General features: G+C 62.1%; 12 protein-coding genes. 6 read left to right on the top strand and 6 right to left on the bottom strand.

The genetic code is table 11. The features are described 5' to 3' along the window. Positions 1-11 precede the first annotated feature (11 nt). Positions 12-2906: an aminomethyl-transferring glycine dehydrogenase gene (gene gcvP / locus AC2VNO_RS15625; protein ID WP_486934989.1), complete on the bottom strand. Its 2895-nt coding sequence runs from the start codon at positions 2904-2906 to the stop codon at positions 12-14. 80 nt (positions 2907-2986) lie between these two features. Continuing rightward, positions 2987-3379 (bottom strand): glycine cleavage system protein GcvH, encoded by a 393-nt coding sequence (gene gcvH, locus AC2VNO_RS15620; RefSeq protein WP_486934988.1) that lies wholly within the window; start codon positions 3377-3379, stop codon positions 2987-2989. A gap of 484 nt (positions 3380-3863) precedes the next feature. Between gcvH and AC2VNO_RS15615 the strand changes: the two genes are divergently transcribed. Beyond that, complete coding sequence (locus tag AC2VNO_RS15615) at positions 3864-5267, top strand: alanine/glycine:cation symporter family protein (RefSeq protein WP_486934987.1); 1404 nt, start codon at positions 3864-3866, stop codon at positions 5265-5267. An 83-nt stretch (positions 5268-5350) separates the two neighbouring features. Then, on the top strand, positions 5351-6466 hold the full coding sequence (gene gcvT / locus AC2VNO_RS15610) for a glycine cleavage system aminomethyltransferase GcvT (RefSeq protein ID WP_486934986.1): 1116 nt from the start codon (positions 5351-5353) through the stop codon (positions 6464-6466). A gap of 112 nt (positions 6467-6578) precedes the next feature. Here the strand turns inward: gcvT and AC2VNO_RS15605 are convergent, their stop codons facing one another. The 4 genes from AC2VNO_RS15605 to AC2VNO_RS15590 all read right to left on the bottom strand — a co-directional run bounded on the left by AC2VNO_RS15605 (position 6579) and on the right by AC2VNO_RS15590 (position 10604). Next, positions 6579-8690, bottom strand: coding sequence for a YjbH domain-containing protein (locus AC2VNO_RS15605; RefSeq protein ID WP_486934985.1), 2112 nt, complete (start codon positions 8688-8690; stop codon positions 6579-6581). Beyond that, positions 8687-9508, bottom strand: coding sequence for a capsule biosynthesis GfcC family protein (locus AC2VNO_RS15600; RefSeq protein WP_486934984.1), 822 nt, complete (start codon positions 9506-9508; stop codon positions 8687-8689). The genes AC2VNO_RS15605 and AC2VNO_RS15600 overlap by 4 nt, the downstream gene beginning before the upstream one ends. Before the next feature lie 14 nt (positions 9509-9522). Continuing rightward, on the bottom strand, positions 9523-10137 hold the full coding sequence (locus tag AC2VNO_RS15595) for a YjbF family lipoprotein (protein WP_486934983.1): 615 nt from the start codon (positions 10135-10137) through the stop codon (positions 9523-9525). A gap of 137 nt (positions 10138-10274) precedes the next feature. Beyond that, positions 10275-10604, bottom strand: a complete 330-nt coding sequence (locus AC2VNO_RS15590) for a hypothetical protein (protein WP_486934982.1) — start codon at positions 10602-10604, stop codon at positions 10275-10277. Positions 10605-11400: 796 nt separating this feature from the next. Between AC2VNO_RS15590 and AC2VNO_RS15585 the strand changes: the two genes are divergently transcribed. From AC2VNO_RS15585 to AC2VNO_RS15570, 4 genes are all read left to right on the top strand, one after another. Further along, positions 11401-12537: a polysaccharide export protein gene (locus tag AC2VNO_RS15585; RefSeq protein ID WP_486934981.1), complete on the top strand. Its 1137-nt coding sequence runs from the start codon at positions 11401-11403 to the stop codon at positions 12535-12537. Positions 12538-12546: 9 nt separating this feature from the next. After that, positions 12547-13005, top strand: coding sequence for a low molecular weight protein-tyrosine-phosphatase (locus AC2VNO_RS15580; RefSeq protein ID WP_486934980.1), 459 nt, complete (start codon positions 12547-12549; stop codon positions 13003-13005). Positions 13006-13043: 38 nt separating this feature from the next. Further along, positions 13044-15242 carry a polysaccharide biosynthesis tyrosine autokinase gene (locus AC2VNO_RS15575; protein WP_486934979.1) on the top strand — a complete coding sequence of 733 codons (2199 nt, stop codon included), beginning with the start codon at positions 13044-13046 and terminating at the stop codon, positions 15240-15242. Between the two features lie 133 nt (positions 15243-15375). Further along, positions 15376-16692 (top strand): nucleotide sugar dehydrogenase, encoded by a 1317-nt coding sequence (locus AC2VNO_RS15570; RefSeq protein ID WP_486934978.1) that lies wholly within the window; start codon positions 15376-15378, stop codon positions 16690-16692. Positions 16693-16704: the final 12 nt, after the last annotated feature.

Raw genomic sequence — 16704 nt, 5'->3', positions numbered from 1 at the left:
TCCGGCCAGTATCAGTCGCGATACTCGTCGATGCTGGGGCAGGAGCAGATCAGCTGACGGTCGCCGAATACGTTATCGACGCGGTTGACCGCCGGCCAGTACTTGGCTGCCTTGACCGCCTGCGAGGGGAAGGCGCCGATTTCGCGGGAGTAGGGACGATCCCAGGCCGGATCCATCACATCGGCCATGGTGTGCGGCGCGTTCACCAGCGGGTTGTCGTCGGCCGGCCACTCGCCGCTTTCGACCCGGGCCATCTCCTCGCGGATGGCGATCATGGCGTCGCAGAAGCGGTCGATCTCGTAGCGCGACTCCGACTCGGTGGGTTCCACCATCAGCGTGCCGGGCACCGGGAAGGACATGGTCGGTGCATGGAAGCCGTAGTCCATCAGGCGCTTGGCGATGTCCTCCTCGCTGATGCCGGATGCCGCCTTGAGCGGACGTATGTCGATGATGCACTCGTGGGCCACGGTGCCGTTGACACCGCGGTAGAGCACCGGGTAGTGCTGCTCGAGCCGCTTGGCTACGTAGTTGGCGTTGAGAATGGCCAGCTCGGTCGCCTGGCGCAGACCGCGCGCACCCATCATCTTGATGTAGGCCCAGGAGATCGGCAGGATCGAGGCGCTGCCATAGGCCGCCGCGGAGACGGCTCCGCAGTGCTCTTTCACACCGGCGATGGGGGTCACCACGTGGTTGGAGACGTAGGGTGCCAGGTGCGCCTTGACGCCGATCGGGCCCATGCCCGGACCGCCGCCGCCGTGAGGGATGCAGAAGGTCTTGTGCAGGTTCAGGTGGCTGACGTCGCCGCCGAAGTCGCCGGGCCGACACAGGCCGACCTGGGCGTTCATGTTGGCGCCGTCGATGTAGACCTGGCCGCCATGGCGATGGACGATGTCGCAGGCCTCGCGGATACCCTCCTCGAACACGCCGTGGGTCGAGGGGTAGGTGAGCATGATCGCAGACAGGGCTTCGCTGTGCTGCTCGGCCTTGGTGCGCAGGTCCTCGAGATCGATATTGCCGTTGCTGTCGCACTCCACCACTACCACCTTCATCTGCGCCATGGCGGCGGAGGCGGGGTTGGTGCCGTGGGCGGAGCTGGGTATCAGACACACATCGCGATGACCGTCTCCCTGAGCCTCCTGGTAACGGCGAATGGCCACCAGGCCGGCATACTCCCCCTGGGCTCCTGAGTTGGGCTGCATCGAGATATGGTCGTAGCCGGTGACCTCGACCAGGAAGGCCGCCAGCTCGTCGATCATCTGCTTGTAGCCGACCGCCTGCTCCTGAGGCACGAAGGGGTGCAACTGACCGAATTCGGGCCAGGTGATCGGGATCATCTCGCTGGTGGCGTTCAGCTTCATGGTGCATGACCCCAGCGGGATCATGGCATGAGTGAGCGAGAGATCCTTGTTCTCGAGGCGCTTGAGGTAGCGCAGCATCTCGGTTTCACTGCGGTACCGCTTGAAGTTCGGGTGCGACAGGAATTCCGATTCACGACGACTGCCGGCCGGGATGCCGCTGAGGCCCTGGGTGGCAATGCGCTCATCCAGCGTGGTGATGGAAAGACCGTGTTCTTCGCCGAGCAGTACGTCGAACAGTACGTCAAGGTCGTGGGCGGTAGTGGTCTCGTCGAGGCTCACGCCGATGTCGCCGCCTTCGAAGTAGCGCAGGTTGATCTCGTGGGTCATCGCCCGGCCGTGGATCTTGCCTGCGTCGACGCCGGTCAGGCGAAGGGTGTCGAACCAGGTGTCGTGCACCAGGCGCACGCCTTTTTCCTTCATCCCTTCGGCCAGGATGGTGGTCAGGCGATGGATTCGGGTGGCGATGGTGGTCAGGCCCTCGGCACCGTGATAGACGGTGTAGAAGCCGGCGATGTTGGCCAGCAGCGCCTGGGCGGTACAGATGTTGGAGGTCGCCTTCTCGCGACGGATGTGCTGTTCGCGGGTCTGCATGGCCATGCGCAGGGCGGTGTTGCCCCGGGCATCCCGCGAGACGCCGATGATACGTCCTGGAATCGAGCGCTTGAGCTGGTCGGTGGTGGCGAAGTAGGCGGCATGCGGGCCGCCGTAGCCCATCGGCACGCCGAAGCGCTGAGTGTTGCCGACGACGATATCGGCACCGAGCGCGCCCGGCTCTTTCAGCAGCACCAGGCTCATGATGTCGGCGGCCACGCAGGTCATTACGTTGCGTTCGCGGGCGGCTACCAGCAGCGGGGCCAGGTCGTGCACACGGCCGCTCTCGCCGGGATACTGCAGCAGCGCACCGAAGACGTCATGCTCGGCCAAGCTCTCAGCCGGACCGACGATCAGCTCGAAGCCGAAGTAGTGGGCGCGCGTGCGCACGACATCCAGCGTTTGCGGCAGGACGTCATCGGCCACGAAGAAGGCGTTGCTCTTCGACTTCTTGTTGGATCGCTGACACAGCGCCATGGCTTCAGCGGCAGCCGTGGCCTCGTCGAGCAGGGACGCGTTGGCCAGCTCCATGCCGGTGAGATCCATCACCATCTGCTGGAAATTGAGCAGGCCTTCCAGGCGGCCCTGGGCGATCTCGGGCTGATAGGGGGTGTAGGCGGTGTACCAGCCCGGATTCTCCAGCACGTTGCGCTGGATCACGGCCGGCACGTGAGTGTTGTAATAGCCCTGGCCGATGAACGTCTTGAAGACCTTGTTCTGCCTGGCCAGTCGCTTCAGGTAGTCCAGCGCCTCGGCTTCGCTGCGCGGTGGGTCGAGGTCCAGCTCGCGCCCGAGGCGGATGTCTGCCGGCACCGTGCGCTCGATGAGTGTGTCGAGGCTGTCCATGTCCAGCGCCGCCAGCATGGCGGCAACATCTTCGGCTCCGGGGCCGTTATGGCGACGGATGAAGGCGTCATGATCGGCCAGGTCGGCCAGGCGGCGGTTGTCGTTAACCATGGAGAACCCTGTAGGTGATAGGTAAGTGCCGGCAAGGGAAAAAGCCCGGCCGCATGGCCGGGAGCCTCTACGTGTCGCTATCAGGCGTCGCTGTCGACCACGGCTTGGTAAGCCTCGGCATCGAGCAGAGCTTCGATGGCTGTCTTGTCCTCGACGCGCACCTTCATGATCCAGCCGCCCTCATAGGGCGCTTCGTTGACGGTTTCGGGCGCATCTTCGAGAGTCTCGTTGACCTCGACGATTTCACCGGCCAGCGGCGCGTATAGGTCCGAGGCGGCCTTGACCGATTCGATCACACCGAACTCCTCGCCCTTCGCCAGGTTGCGCCCCACTTCGGGCAGCTCGACGAACACCACATCTCCCAGGGCTTCCTGGGCATGGTCGGTAATGCCGATGGTGACGGTACCGTCGCCATTGTCCAGCACCCACTCGTGGCTGTCGTTGTAGCGCAGGTTGGCAGGAATCGAGCTCATGATGATTTCCTATAAGAAAAAGGTTTTCTGAACAGGGGAATGCTAACGCCATTGTCGCCGTTTGGCGAGTCCGAAGGTTTTGCTCACCACCCGCGGCTAGACGCTACGCAGTGTTAGCGTGGCGTCAACTGCCCTGAACGTCCAGTCCTGCAACCAACGCCCCGCTCATGCCAGGGGTATGCGGCGATTCGACAGTCTTGGCAGCCCTCACTACGCTATGTCCAGGCTGTGGCGGGGCCGTTGGTCGAATCGGTATGGCGCGATGGGGTGTGAGAGGTTTGGCGTTGTTTCCGATACGAAACAAGCGGTACTCTATTGACCGCGAAGCGTTGACGATCAGGACACAGTAGTCATTTCGGCGCGCTGGTGTAATCCTGGCGGTTTCCGCTAAGGTACGCCGTCTCACCGCATGGATCCTTCGGGGGAACGTCCTGAGCGCGGTGAGATGCCTTGATAACACTCCATACAACAGAGGGAAGCGTTCGTGGAAACTTTGACAGCGATATTCGACGCCATCAACGGTGTGGTCTGGGGACCGTTGATGTTGATACTGCTGCTGGGGGTGGGTTTGTACCTGCAGATCGGACTGAAGCTGATGCCCATCCGCAAGTTGGGCACCGGCTTCAAGCTGATGTGGCAGGGGCGTGAAGGCAAGCCCGTGCCGGGCGAAGCGAAGAAAGCGGAGGACGAAGGGGAGATCTCTCCGTTCAATGCCTTGATGACGGCGCTCTCGGCCACTATCGGTACCGGTAATATTGCCGGTGTGGCAACGGCCATTGCGCTCGGCGGCCCTGGCGCCATTTTCTGGATGTGGATCACGGCGCTGGTCGGCATGGCAACGAAGTTTGCCGAAGCCGTTCTCGCCGTTCGCTACCGTGAGACAGACAGTACGGGCTATCACGTCGGTGGTCCGATGTTCTACATCAAGAACGGTTTGGGCAAGAAGTGGCTGTGGCTCGGTGGCGCCTTTGCCTTCTTCGGGGCGGTGGCGGCATTCGGTATCGGCAACACCGTGCAATCGAATTCGGTCGCCGATGCGCTCGACTCCACCTTCGGCATCCCGCACTGGCTGACCGGCGTGGTCATCATGGTTATGGCTGGCGCCGTGATCCTGGGGGGCATCAAGCGTATCGCCAAGGTGGCGGGCAAGCTGGTGCCGATCATGGGGATTGCCTATGTGGCGGCTGGCCTCGTGGTGCTGGTGGTCAACGCCGGACAGATCGGCGAAGCCTTCAGCATGATCTTCTATTACGCGTTCAATCCCCATGCGGCTGCAGGGGGCTTTGCCGGCGCGGCGGTCATGGCCGCCATTCGCTTCGGTGTGGCGCGCGGCATCTTTTCCAACGAGGCGGGACTCGGCAGTGCGCCTATCGCCCATGCTGCCGCCAAGACACGCAACCCGGTGCGTCAGGGCATGATCGCCATGCTCGGTACCTTCATCGATACCATCATCGTCTGCACCATTACCGCGCTGGTCATCCTGACCTCTACGGTATGGATCGAGGGTGAGGCCGGTGCATCCTTGACGGCGCTGTCGTTCGACGCTGCGCTGCCCGGCTGGGGCAATCAGATCGTGTCGCTGGCCCTGGCGGTATTCGCCTTCACCACCATTCTTGGCTGGTCCTTCTACGGCGAGAAGTGCTTCCAGTTCCTGTTCGGTACCCGTTCGATCATGCTCTATCGGGTGCTGTTCGTGCTGGCGATCCCGCTGGGCGCCATGGCGCAGCTCGGTTTCATCTGGCTGATGGCCGATACCTTCAATGCCCTGATGGCGATTCCCAACCTGATCGCGCTGGCCCTCCTCTCGCCGGTGGTGTTCAAGGTCACACGGGATTACTTCGATGGCAAAGAGGTGCTGCCGGGCGAGGATCTCGACCACAAGGCGTAATGATGGCAAGCGGTGAGGCGACACGGTGTCGCCTTACCGCTCTCCGGCCGGCCCCTTGCCTCACACTCTCACGAGGAAACTCCATGAGCGATCTCAAGCGGACTCCGCTGTATGACCTTCACCTTGAACTGGGTGGAAAAATGGTGCCCTTTGCCAGCTACGACATGCCGGTGCAGTTCCCGCTGGGGGTGAAAAAGGAGCACGAGCACACTCGCAGCGCCTGCGGTCTGTTCGATGTCTCTCACATGGGGCAGCTCCTGCTGCGTGGGCCCCGGCCGGCCGAGGCGCTGGAAACGCTGGTCTGTGCCGATATCGTCGGTCTGGCACCAGGCATGCAGCGCTATGCGCTCTTCACTGGTCGGGAGGGAGGCATTCTCGACGATCTGATGGTGGCCAACCCGGGCGACGGCACGCTGTATCTGGTGGTCAATGCGGCATGCAAGGACCAGGACGTAGCCTTGCTGGAAATGGGGCTAGACGACGACCATCACGTCGAGGTGCTGGACCGCGCACTGCTCGCACTGCAGGGGCCCAAGGCCGTGGAGGTGATGCGCCGACACTGCCCGGAAGCCTGCGAAATGGTATTCATGCAGCAGGGCCGCTTTACCATGGCCGGCGTTGCCGTCTGGATCAGCCGTAGCGGCTACACCGGTGAAGATGGCTTCGAGATTTCAGTGCCTGCCGACGAGGCCGAAGGGTTGGCTCGCCGGCTGCTGGCCGAGGAAGAAGTGGAAGCGATAGGCCTGGGCGCCCGCGACTCGCTGCGCCTCGAGGCAGGGCTTTGTCTCTACGGTCACGACATCGATATCGAAACCACGCCGGTGGAAGCGGGACTGATATGGGCCATCGGCAAGGACCGTCGACATGGCGGCGAACGCTCGGCGGGGTTCCCGGGGGCGGATGTGATACTGCATCAGGTCGATGCCAAGGATCACCGCCGCAAGCGTGTCGGCCTGCTGGGTGAGGGGCGCGCTCCCGTGCGAGAGGGGGCCGAGCTTTATGGCGAGGATGGCCGGCATATCGGCAAGGTGACCTCGGGAGGCTTTGGCCCCAGCGTGGGCAAGCCGGTCGCCATGGGCTACGTCGATATTGCGTATGCCGAGCTTGGCACCATTGTCGAAGCCGAGGTTCGTGGCAAGCGGCTTCCCATGGTGGTGAGCCGGATGCCCTTCGTGACGCCAGGCTACTATCGCGGCTGAATCGCGGCTGACGTCCGTTCCCACATTTATACCGTTAACTTGCATGCAGCCACCGTCGTCTGGGCGGTGGCTTCGTCGTTTATGTGCGCCGCTCACCCTGGCATGTCTGCAGTCAACGCATCAGCTCGGCGTGCTCATCCCAATAGCGGCCCATGCTGCGCTCTTCGGTGAGATCGAAGAGTGTCTGACGCCTCGCCAACTGGGCGCCGCCATCCCGTGTTAGCGGACGCCAGGCCACCTGGGCGCGTTGTCGGGTGGAGCGCACGAAGAAAGCGTCCAATGGCAATGAGAGATAGATCCCTTTGTCGAAGCTACCTTCGCCGAAGTCGCTGCCTGCATCGGTGAAGGTAGCCCAGCCGCCCAGGCGTATGCCGGAATCGAACTCCCTGGAAACATCGAAGGTGACGCCGATATCGCCTGCCAGATAGCGGCCGATGCTGGCTTTCAGCAGCACATCTTCGACATCCGTCTGCCAGTAGCCGGTCAGGTGGCCCGTCCAGGTGCTGTAGTCGAGCATCTCGAATCGCTGATCGAAGTCTCGCTGCCTGACCCAGTTCACGTCGAGCCCCAGGGCCACGTCACTGTTGAAGGGGCGGTAGAGAATTTCACCCCCCGCACCGGCGAACATCGTTTCGAGCAGGCCCCCGTAGCCCATGACGAACCAGTCGTCACCCAACTGGGAGGTGTGCGTGTACTGCAGGTTGGAGATGCCGATATCGGTTTCCGCCAGGTAGTCGCCGATATGAGTGCGTACCCTCGGCAGGTCTGAAGGGCCGATATAGCGATACTTCCCCAGGTTGTCGTCTACCGTGTAGGTCAGCGTGGCCGACAGCCAGTCGTTGCGGCCCAGCCGGTATTCGCTGTCCAGGTTGGCCGAGAGGCGATAGAGATAGCCGTCGGGGCCACCGAAGTTCTGCTCCAGCTGGGGCTCGAGGCTATACGAGAATGCCCTTGAGGATGTCTCGTGCAGCACGCTTTGTGGCGCGGGCTGCTGGCCGACATGAGCATAGATACCGTGACGGTATCGGTTGGCTTGGGCGCTCGACGTGGCTGCAGCGGCCATGGCGTGGCGGTCGTGAACGCTCTCGCGCAGGGGCATGCCCCGCTCGTGCCAGCGAAAGCGGAAGGTGTCCACATCACTGTCGAGGTGATTGTGCAACAGACGTCCGGCACGATATTCGCTTTCGGCGAGCGATGGGTAGCGCGTGGGTTCGCCTTCAATGACGAGGCTGCTGCCCGACTGGTAGATGCGATAGACGCCCACGCCTGCATTGGCGTCCAGTTCGCGACTGAGCCCGCTCCAATCATCGCTATGTTCGGCAGGCGGTTCGCCGAGTTCGACCGGGGGTGGGTCACGCTTCACTTGCGAAACGGTGGCAAGGTTGGTGCTGAAGCTGATGCCGAGCATGGCGGTATTGCCGCGCTGCCAGCCGGCCTTGAGTTCGATGGTGTCCGACAGGCGCAGGCGAGCCCCGAGGTTTACTCGTGAGTCCTGCTGCTGATGGTTGCGCTGGGGTTCGCGCTGGTAATCGTTGCCTTCCAGCTCCAACTGGAGCACCAGTGGGCGCCAGGGGGTCTGGTACTCTATCCCGCCGAACATGGCGCTGCGTCCGCTGAACAGACTTCCCAGATTCACGCTGCCGCCGTCGCCTCCCGAGGTGAATCCGGAACGGCGCTCGAAGCGATCGTCGAGCCGGCTCAGCGGGTTGGTGAAATCCTCTTGATTCCCCAGATAGCCCCAGCCGATACCCAGGGTGAAGTCGAAGTCGTGCCAGCGCTTGCTGGCGACGAGGTATTCGCCAGCAAACAGGCCGGTGCCGCCGATGTCGCGCGCGCCGACCGCAACCTGTGGCCAAGAGCGGCTCTCCTCTCGTAGCCGCAGCTTAAGGTCGATCCCCTTGTCCAGGTTGTTACGATCCCCGATGGCGGCAAGGTACTGGCGATTTTCCACTTCGACGTAGCGAAAGCCGGCTTCGAGCCAGTCGGTAGGCTGAAAGAAGAGGTTGTAGCGGCGGTAAGGCGCGGTGCGTGAAAGCGAAAAGGCAAAGCCGCCCAATGGCGCCATTCGGGCAGAGGGAGTCTGCATCAGCCCTACGCCGCCAAAGTCACCCTGACCCATGCCCAGGCGAGACGCTGACGTGTCGGCCATGGCACAGGTGAGTGAAGAGGTGACAGCGAAAGCGAGGGCCGACAAACGTAGTGTGGAAGTGGAAGTCCGCTTCATCGAGCAGCTTCCCCCTTGGCCATTGGCTCCCTGTCTGCCAGGGTTATCGATTGGCAGGTATCGCTCGGTAACCGGGTCGCCAGGTAGGCGGGCAGGTTGCGGTTGACCCAGTCGGCTTCCTGAGTGGAACCGGGCAGCGCCAGCACGATACGACTGCCCGGCACGAGAGCGGAATTGCCCGCATTCCAGGCGGCTACACCAATACGGCGGGGGGCGCCCAGGGGCGCAATTACCCAGGCCTCGTCCGCCATGGACCAATGTCCGCTGGGTAGGCTGCGCAACAATCCTCTCAACCCAAGGCCGGGTTTCCAGCGTTGACGGCTCACACCGTCGAAATGCCAGACTTCGACCCAGTCGGGTACGCTGCAGTAACCCGCGTCAGCCAGCGACGCCAGAGTGGGATCGTGTCGAGGAGAGGCGAGTAGCGAGGCCAGGTCGGCGCGAGCCGGCGTGCGGCCGGCTTTGTCCTGCAGGCCGACGATGGTTTGCTGCCACTCGAGCGCGCCCCGCGCAAGGCTCTTTCTCCCGGCCAGGGCATGCCAATCGCTGAGGGTTGCCAATTCTTCGATCAGCCGCAGCCCCTGCTGCCGGTGAGGCTCGCGGTGCGCTTCAAGCCAATAGTAAGCGTAAGCGACTGCGGCGGGCTGCGTCGGTTGCTCGAGCCACAATTCCGATAGCCTCGACGGGTGGGGTGACGTGTGCGTTTGGGCATCGGCCAGGATCTGCAGCGGCAGGCTGAGTGCCAATAGCGCGCCCAGACAGGTGATGTGACGACGTCGGGCATGGGCATGGGCATGGACGTGGTGACGTGGGGTCATGCTCGTTCTCTTGATCACGGCAGTGAGCCAACATCGGGCGGCATCGTACGCCCGGCGTCGCTTACGGTTTCTTCGGCATCGCTCCACCAGGGTCGCGCCACCTGCCATTGCAGGCGTGGACCTTGCGGCCAGAGCGTCATGTCACCCCCCCAGATCCACGGGGTTCCCGGCTCTCGCCAGAACTTCCCGCGGGTAGTCGTATTGCTGCCGATCCACTCGAGTCGCTCGAGACAGCGCTCCAGGGTCAGTCGGGTCAAAGGCAGGTCAACGGGGGCAGGGGGCTCACAGGTCACTGTCGCCAGCGCCTCGTCCTGCCACTCCTGGCCATCACGGTCCTGCCAATGCGCGTGTACTCTGTAGCGGGCCTGGCCTTCGCTGGATGAGTGCCAGCGCCCAAGCAGCACCGCATCGAAGCCGGCTGTGCTGGCGGGCATGCCATCGCGCAAATGCAGCGTCGTCCGATCGCCAGCCTGCCAAAACGTATCCTCTCCGTGTCCGCCGGTGCGATGCGCCATGATCAGCAGCGCCCGGTTGCTATCCTTTCTCGCCAACAACGATGCATACGGCAGGGCCTCGGCTTGGGCCCTGAAATCCGCCGTGTGGCGATGGCCGAATAACGTTTCGCCCATGGGTGTAAGTTGTCCACCTTGAGCACAGCCAGCCAGCGCGCTGACCACGCCCAGCCACGCCAGGCCTCGAAGCAGGACCGCCGCAAGGCGGTCCTGGGTCGGCACACGAATTTCTCTGCACCGTCTGTCACCGTTCATCAGCGGGTACCGGTACCTGTGCCGGTTCCCGTTCCGGTGCCTGTGCCGGTAGCGCCAATGACGACTCCGATACCGGCCGCGCCGCGATTGACGGCTCCGGCAAGTGCCTGGCCGGAATTTCCTGGCGCCTCTCCTGCTGCGCCGCGACCGGTGGTAAGCCCACCGCCGGCGACGGCACCAGGTGCCGGTGTATTGGCAGAATTGCCAGGGGCCCCTTGAGTGCCTTGTGGCAAGGGGGCCTGCTGCGCCATCGCCATTGGCGTGAGGCCCAGCAAGGCCACCCCCGCCAGGACGGCGGCACATGACCTTGCCATTTTGGTTGTTGACATAGGGCGTTTCTCCTTTGTAGCGCCGGTCACATCCGGCGGGACGGGTGGCCGGATAATGCGTCCCAATGGATAAATCGGGACAGACTGCCCGGCCTGCCTGCGGGTGCAGGCAATTTCGACAGACTTAATGAAAGTTAGCCGGCGAGTCCTGGCGGGCTGGACAACAAGAATATAGCGCGAAATAAATAACGCAATCCCTTCTGCATTAAAAGCCGACGGTAAGTAGAGTCCTTTTCTGTTCGTGTAACAATGTAAAAAAATGTATAAAAAGGGCTGTCAGGGATGACAAGTCAAAAAAAAGCGGTATTCTAGCCTCGCTCTTGGGGTGTCTTGCATGGATGATAAGACCCCGCCCCTCATCCTGACTCCTTGAGTTGACACCGCATTGCGGCGCAGGCCGCATGCTATTTTTTCGCATATATATCAATATGTTATGTCTGGTTTCGAAGGTTCCCATCAAACTTCGGGGCGGTAGCGTGCTTGGTTGAGATAATTTCAATTGGGTTTAAGGCTTGGAAAGAGGTATTAGTGTCAGCAAATAAAGACACGGCTTGTAGGATATTGACGACAGTGAGGGTCGGCGCTGTCGCTAAACTTCGACAATATCGTCATAAAGGTAAGGGTGGCGTTGAAAGAGCAGTGTAATCGCTTTGTCATTAGGTGTGTCACTAATTGGAGACGCCGAGTGATTGTAATAAGAGACAGTCGGTGGTCGCTCAGAGAGACACTTGTAAAGTTGCTCAAAATATAACAGGGCAGGGGGCAGGTTAATGTTGGTCATGCGAGTGAACATTCAATGAAACATTACTCCTTGCGTACGCGAGTGGGCCGCGCCCTTTTGTCCTGTAGTGTGGTGCTCCTTGGCGGGTGTGCCTTCGCCCCCGGTGGGCATATCGGTTATCAGACCGATTCCGCTCCCATCGATGAGCTGGTGGACATTCAGCCGATCACCTTCGGGCTGGTGCGTTCCCAGCAGCAGGATGTCCATGGCGCTGAAGACGTTGCCAGGATCAGCGAGAGCCTGCAGCAGGACATCAATGGCTATGACTACTACATCGGCAAGGGGGATGTGCTCAGCGTCATCGTCTACGGTCATCCGGATCTGACGATCCCGGCGGGCGGGGAGCGCAGTGCCGCCGAGTCGGGCAATACCGTTCACAGCGACGGCACGATCTTCTATCCCTTCATCGGTCGCATCCCTGTCGAGGGACGTACGGTACGTGATGTGCGCGATGTCATTGCCCGCGGTCTCGAGCCCTATGTCGCCATGCCTCAGGTCGAGGTCCGGGTGGCCCAGTACAACTCGCAGCGAGTGAACGTGACCGGTGCGGTATCCGATCCCGGCCCGCTGCCGATACGCAACGTGCCGCTCACCGTGCTGGATGCCATCAGCATGTCGGGTGGGCTGGCAGAGCATGCCAACTGGCATGACGTTCTGCTGACCCGTGACGGTGAGGAAACCCGCCTTTCGATTCACGAAATGCTCAACCGAGGTCGGCTCGATCGGAACCTGCTGTTGCGTCATGGCGATGTGCTGCATGTGCCGGATAACAGCGACCAGAAAGTCTATGTGATGGGAGAGGTGCGCGAGCCGCGTAGCCTGCCTATCGGCACGAGCCAGCTGACGCTGACCGATGCACTCTCTCAGGCCGGCGGTATCAACGAGGGCAACGCCAATGCGTCGGGCATCTTCGTCATTCGTCGAGCACCGATAGAGAGCGACAAGCTGGCCACCGTCTATCAGCTCGATGCCCGCAACGCGACCGCCTTGATGCTGGGCGCCGAGTTCGCCCTTGAACCTACCGATGTGATCTACGTCACCACCACCCCGCTGGGGCGCTGGAACCGGGTGGTGCGTCAGCTACTGCCTACGGTCAGCGGCATTTACCAGACCACCCGTACCGGGCGTGAGCTGGAACGGATCGGCGAGTAGGAGGGAAGAATGTTCCAGCAAATACTCGTGGTGTGCACCGGCAATATCTGTCGCAGCCCGGTAGGCGAAGCTCTGCTGAAGCAGTTGCTCCCTGGTCATCGCATTTCATCGGCCGGACTGGGGGCTCTCGTCGACCATGGTGCCGAGCCTACCGCGGCGCAGCTGGCAGCTGCCGATGGCCTCGATCTCTCCGCCCACCGGGCACGTCAGCTCGATGCCGGAATGGTGAGGGAGGCCGACCTGATTCTGGTCATGAGCGAGGGGCAGCGCCTGGCCATCGCCGATCGCTTCCCCTTTGCCACGGGCAAGACGATGCGCTTTGGCCGTTGGCTGCCGAGCCGGGAAGGCGAGGGAGAGGACATTGCCGACCCTTATCGCAGGGACGAAGAGGTCTTTGTACACGTCCATCGTCAGCTGACCGAAGCAGCTCGTCTGTGGCAGGCCAGGCTGGGCAGCTCACGAAGCTGACGCCAACGTTTTACCTTTTCACTCCAGGAACTGTATCGATGGTGAAAGAGACCAAGACGGGTTCGCGCCCGGGGCATGACGATATCGATCTGGGCAGGCTGGTCGGCGTTCTGCTGGACAACAAATGGCTGATCATGTTGGTCACGGCGATATTTGCCGTAGCGGCCGTGGTTCACGTGCAACTGGCAACGCCGATCTATCGTGCCGATGCCCTCGTGCAGGTGGAGGGCAAGACCGGACTGAGTAACCCGCTGTCTGAAGTGCGCTCCCTTCTTGGTGATGAGCCCAAGACCGATGCCGAGCTGGAAATCCTGCGCTCGCGCATGGTGCTGGGGCAGGCGGTGGACCAGGAGCGGCTCGATATCTCCGTGATCCCCACCCGGTTTCCCTTCGTCGGGGACTTCCTGGTCCGTCGTGGAATGGAGCGGCCTGAGTTCGTTCGCCGCAGCGTATGGGCCGGTGAATATCTCAACGTGGGTGAGCTGCGGGTCGATCACGAGTGGCTGGGGCGAGCCTTGTTGCTGGTGGCCGGCCAGGAGGACAGTTACCGGCTGTATCACGGCGACACTTTGCTCGGTGAGGGGTGGGTCGGTGTGACTGAGGTATTCGAGGACGGTGCCATCGAGCTGCGTGTAGCAGAGCTTTCGGCCGGGGAAGGCGCCGAGTTCACCGTGGTGCGTCGCACACGTCTCGCCGCCATCAACCAGTTGCGCGCCCGCTTCAGCGTGACCCAGCGCGGTCGCGACAGTGGCGTGTTCAGTATGACGCTGCTGGATGAGGATCCGCGGCGCGCCCAGCGTACCTTGAGCGTCATCGCTCAGATCTACCTGACGCAGAACGTCGAGCGGCACAGCGCCGAGGCCGAGCAGAGCCTGGTATTTCTCGAAGAGCAGGTGCCTTTGGTACGCACCGATCTGGCCTCTGCCGAGGATGCGCTGAACTCCTTCCGTATGGCGCACGAGAGTGTCGATCTCAGTATCGAGACGCGCTCGGTGCTGGATCGTGCGGTGGACATCGATGCTCGTCTCAGCGAACTGGAGATGGAGCAGGCCGAGCTGAGCCGTCGCTACAACGCTTCGCATCCGCTGTACGCCGCCATGATGGAAAAGCGCAACAACCTCGAGCGCGATCGGGAGCGGCTCAACGAACGTATTCAGGATTTGCCTGAAACCCAGCAGCAGATCCTGCGCATGTCGCGTGACGTCGAGGTGACCCAGCAGGTCTACGTTCAGCTGCTCAACAAGATCCAGGAAATGGGCATCACCAAGGCAAGTACCGTGGGCAACGTGCGCATTCTCGACGATGCCGTGGCTCAGCCGGGGCCGGTGGAGCCGCGTAAACCGGTCACGGTGGTGATGATCACTCTTGTCGGGGGCTTCCTGGTGGTGGCTTTCGTCATCGTTCGCAGCATCTTCAATCGCGGTGTGGAGAGCGCCGAGCAGCTCGAGGACCTGGGGCTGCCGGTCTATGCCACCGTGCCTCTCTCCGACGATCAGCAAAAACTGGTGCGGCGCGTCAAGCGGCGCAACCGGCGCCATGGGCGTGACGTGGCCTGTGGAGTGCTGGCGCAGAATGCACCTGACGATACGGCCATCGAGGCGCTGCGCGGCCTGCGTACTTCACTGCACTTCGCCATGCTCGAAGCCGGCAACAACCGCATCATGATCACCGGACCGAGCCCCAATATCGGCAAGAGCTTCATCAGCGTCAACCTGGGAGCCGTGGTGGCTCAGGGTGGCCAGCGCGTCCTGGTGCTCGATGCGGACATGCGCAAGGGGCATGTACACACCGCCTTCAACGACGACAGCAAAGGTGGCCTTTCCGAAGTGCTGGCCAACAAGGCAGCGCTCGATGATGTGATTCGTCAGTCGCCGATCAATGGGCTGAGCTACGTGGCGCGCGGCAAGGCGCCGCCCAACCCGGCGGAACTGCTGATGAGCGATCGCTTCGCCGCGCTGTTGGACGCGCTGAGTGAACGCTTCGATCTGGTGATCGTCGATACCCCGCCCATCCTGGCCGTGACCGATGCCGCCATCATCGGGCACCAGTGTGGCACCACGCTGATGGTGGCGCGCTTCGCTCTCAACCCACCGCGTGAAATCGATGTCGCCGTGCGGCGCCTAGAGAGCAGCGGCGTCAAGGTCAAGGGCGGCATTCTCAATGCCATCGAGCGCAAGGCTGCCACCAGCTACGGCTATGGCTACTACCACTATGCCTACAAGACCACCCAGACCTGAACGCTGATTGCGTACGAGTTTCTGTACAGGCCCTACGTGCAGGGCCGTTCCCTGGCGTGAGGCCGTGGTGTCGCAGCGAACGCGCGGCCGGCTCGAGCGCCGATCACTACCACTCGAAAACCATGGAAGCGTCATGACCACTATCAAAGATCGTCTGATTGGCCGGCTCGAGCGCAAGGAAGCCGTGATCGGGATCGTCGGGCTCGGCTATGTGGGGCTGCCCCTGATGCTGCGCTACAGCGAGATCGGCTACCGCGTACTGGGTATCGACATCGATGCGGGCAAGGTGGACAAGCTCAATACCGGACGCAGCTATATCGAGCATATTTCCTGCGAACGTATTGCCAAGGCCAGGGATGCCGGTTTTGAAGCCACCGCCGACTTCGCCCGTGCCAGTGAGGTAGATGCCCTGATCCTGTGCGTGCCCACGCCGCTCAACAAGTACCGTGAGCCCGACATCAGCTTCGTCATCAATACGGTCGATGCGCTCAAGCCCTACCTGCGCGAAGGCCAGATCATCTCGCTGGAAAGCACCACCTATCCCGGAACGACGGAAGAGGAGCTGTTGCCCCGAGTCGAGGAAGGGGGCTTGAAGGTCGGCGAAGAGCTGTTCCTGATTTACTCCCCCGAGCGGGAAGACCCGGGTAATCCGGACTTCGAAACCCGCACCATCCCCAAGGTGGTCGGTGGGCATACCCCGGCATGTCGCGAAGCCGGCGTGGCGCTCTATCGCCCGGCCATCGACCAGGTGGTACCGCTCAGTTCGACCCGTGCCGCCGAGATGACCAAGCTGCTCGAGAACATCCATCGTGCGGTGAACATCGGCCTGGTCAACGAGATGAAGATCGTTGCCGACCGCATGGGTATCGACATCTTCGAGGTGGTCGACGCGGCCGCCACCAAGCCGTTCGGTTTCACGGCTTATTATCCGGGGCCGGGACTAGGGGGGCATTGCATCCCCATCGACCCCTTCTACCTGACATGGAAGGCCCGCGAGTACGGTCTGCATACCCGTTTCATCGAACTCTCCGGCGAGATCAACCAGGCCATGCCCGACTACGTCGTGGGCAAGCTGGTCGAAGGGCTCAACCAGCGCGGCCAGGCGCTGAACGGCAGCCGCATTCTGGTGCTCGGCATCGCCTACAAGAAGAACGTCGACGACATGCGAGAGTCGCCGTCGGTCCATATCATGGAGCGTATTCGCGACCGCGGTGCCGAGGTCGCTTACAGCGATCCTCACGTGCCGGCCTTTCCGACGATGCGTGAGCACCACTTCGATCTCGAGAGCGTCCCGCTTTCGCCGGCCGCCCTGGCCGAGTATGACGCCGTGATACTCGCCACCGATCACGACCGCTTCGACTACGACATGATTCGCGCCCACGCTCGGCTGATCGTCGACACCCGTGGCATCTACCGCGGCATGGCCGACGAACGCGTCATCAAGGCCTGACATCATGTCCAA

This window comes from Halomonas sp. TH-94 (assembly GCF_057473365.1).
This window is presented reverse-complemented; position numbering and strand designations above follow the sequence as displayed.

Bases quoted from the DNA above. Each gene is read 5' to 3' on its own strand.
- gcvP (WP_486934989.1), bottom strand. From the start codon at position 2,906: ATGGTTAACGACAACCGCCGCCTGGCCGACCTGGCCGATCATGACGCC.
- gcvH (WP_486934988.1), bottom strand. From the start codon at position 3,379: ATGAGCTCGATTCCTGCCAACCTGCGCTACAACGACAGCCACGAGTGG.
- gcvT (WP_486934986.1), top strand. From the start codon at position 5,351: ATGAGCGATCTCAAGCGGACTCCGCTGTATGACCTTCACCTTGAACTG.
- AC2VNO_RS15605 (WP_486934985.1), bottom strand. From the start codon at position 8,690: ATGAAGCGGACTTCCACTTCCACACTACGTTTGTCGGCCCTCGCTTTC.
- AC2VNO_RS15600 (WP_486934984.1), bottom strand. From the start codon at position 9,508: ATGACCCCACGTCACCACGTCCATGCCCATGCCCATGCCCGACGTCGT.
- AC2VNO_RS15595 (WP_486934983.1), bottom strand. From the start codon at position 10,137: ATGGGCGAAACGTTATTCGGCCATCGCCACACGGCGGATTTCAGGGCC.
- AC2VNO_RS15590 (WP_486934982.1), bottom strand. From the start codon at position 10,604: ATGTCAACAACCAAAATGGCAAGGTCATGTGCCGCCGTCCTGGCGGGG.
- AC2VNO_RS15585 (WP_486934981.1), top strand. From the start codon at position 11,401: ATGAAACATTACTCCTTGCGTACGCGAGTGGGCCGCGCCCTTTTGTCC.
- AC2VNO_RS15580 (WP_486934980.1), top strand. From the start codon at position 12,547: ATGTTCCAGCAAATACTCGTGGTGTGCACCGGCAATATCTGTCGCAGC.
- AC2VNO_RS15575 (WP_486934979.1), top strand. From the start codon at position 13,044: ATGGTGAAAGAGACCAAGACGGGTTCGCGCCCGGGGCATGACGATATC.
- AC2VNO_RS15570 (WP_486934978.1), top strand. From the start codon at position 15,376: ATGACCACTATCAAAGATCGTCTGATTGGCCGGCTCGAGCGCAAGGAA.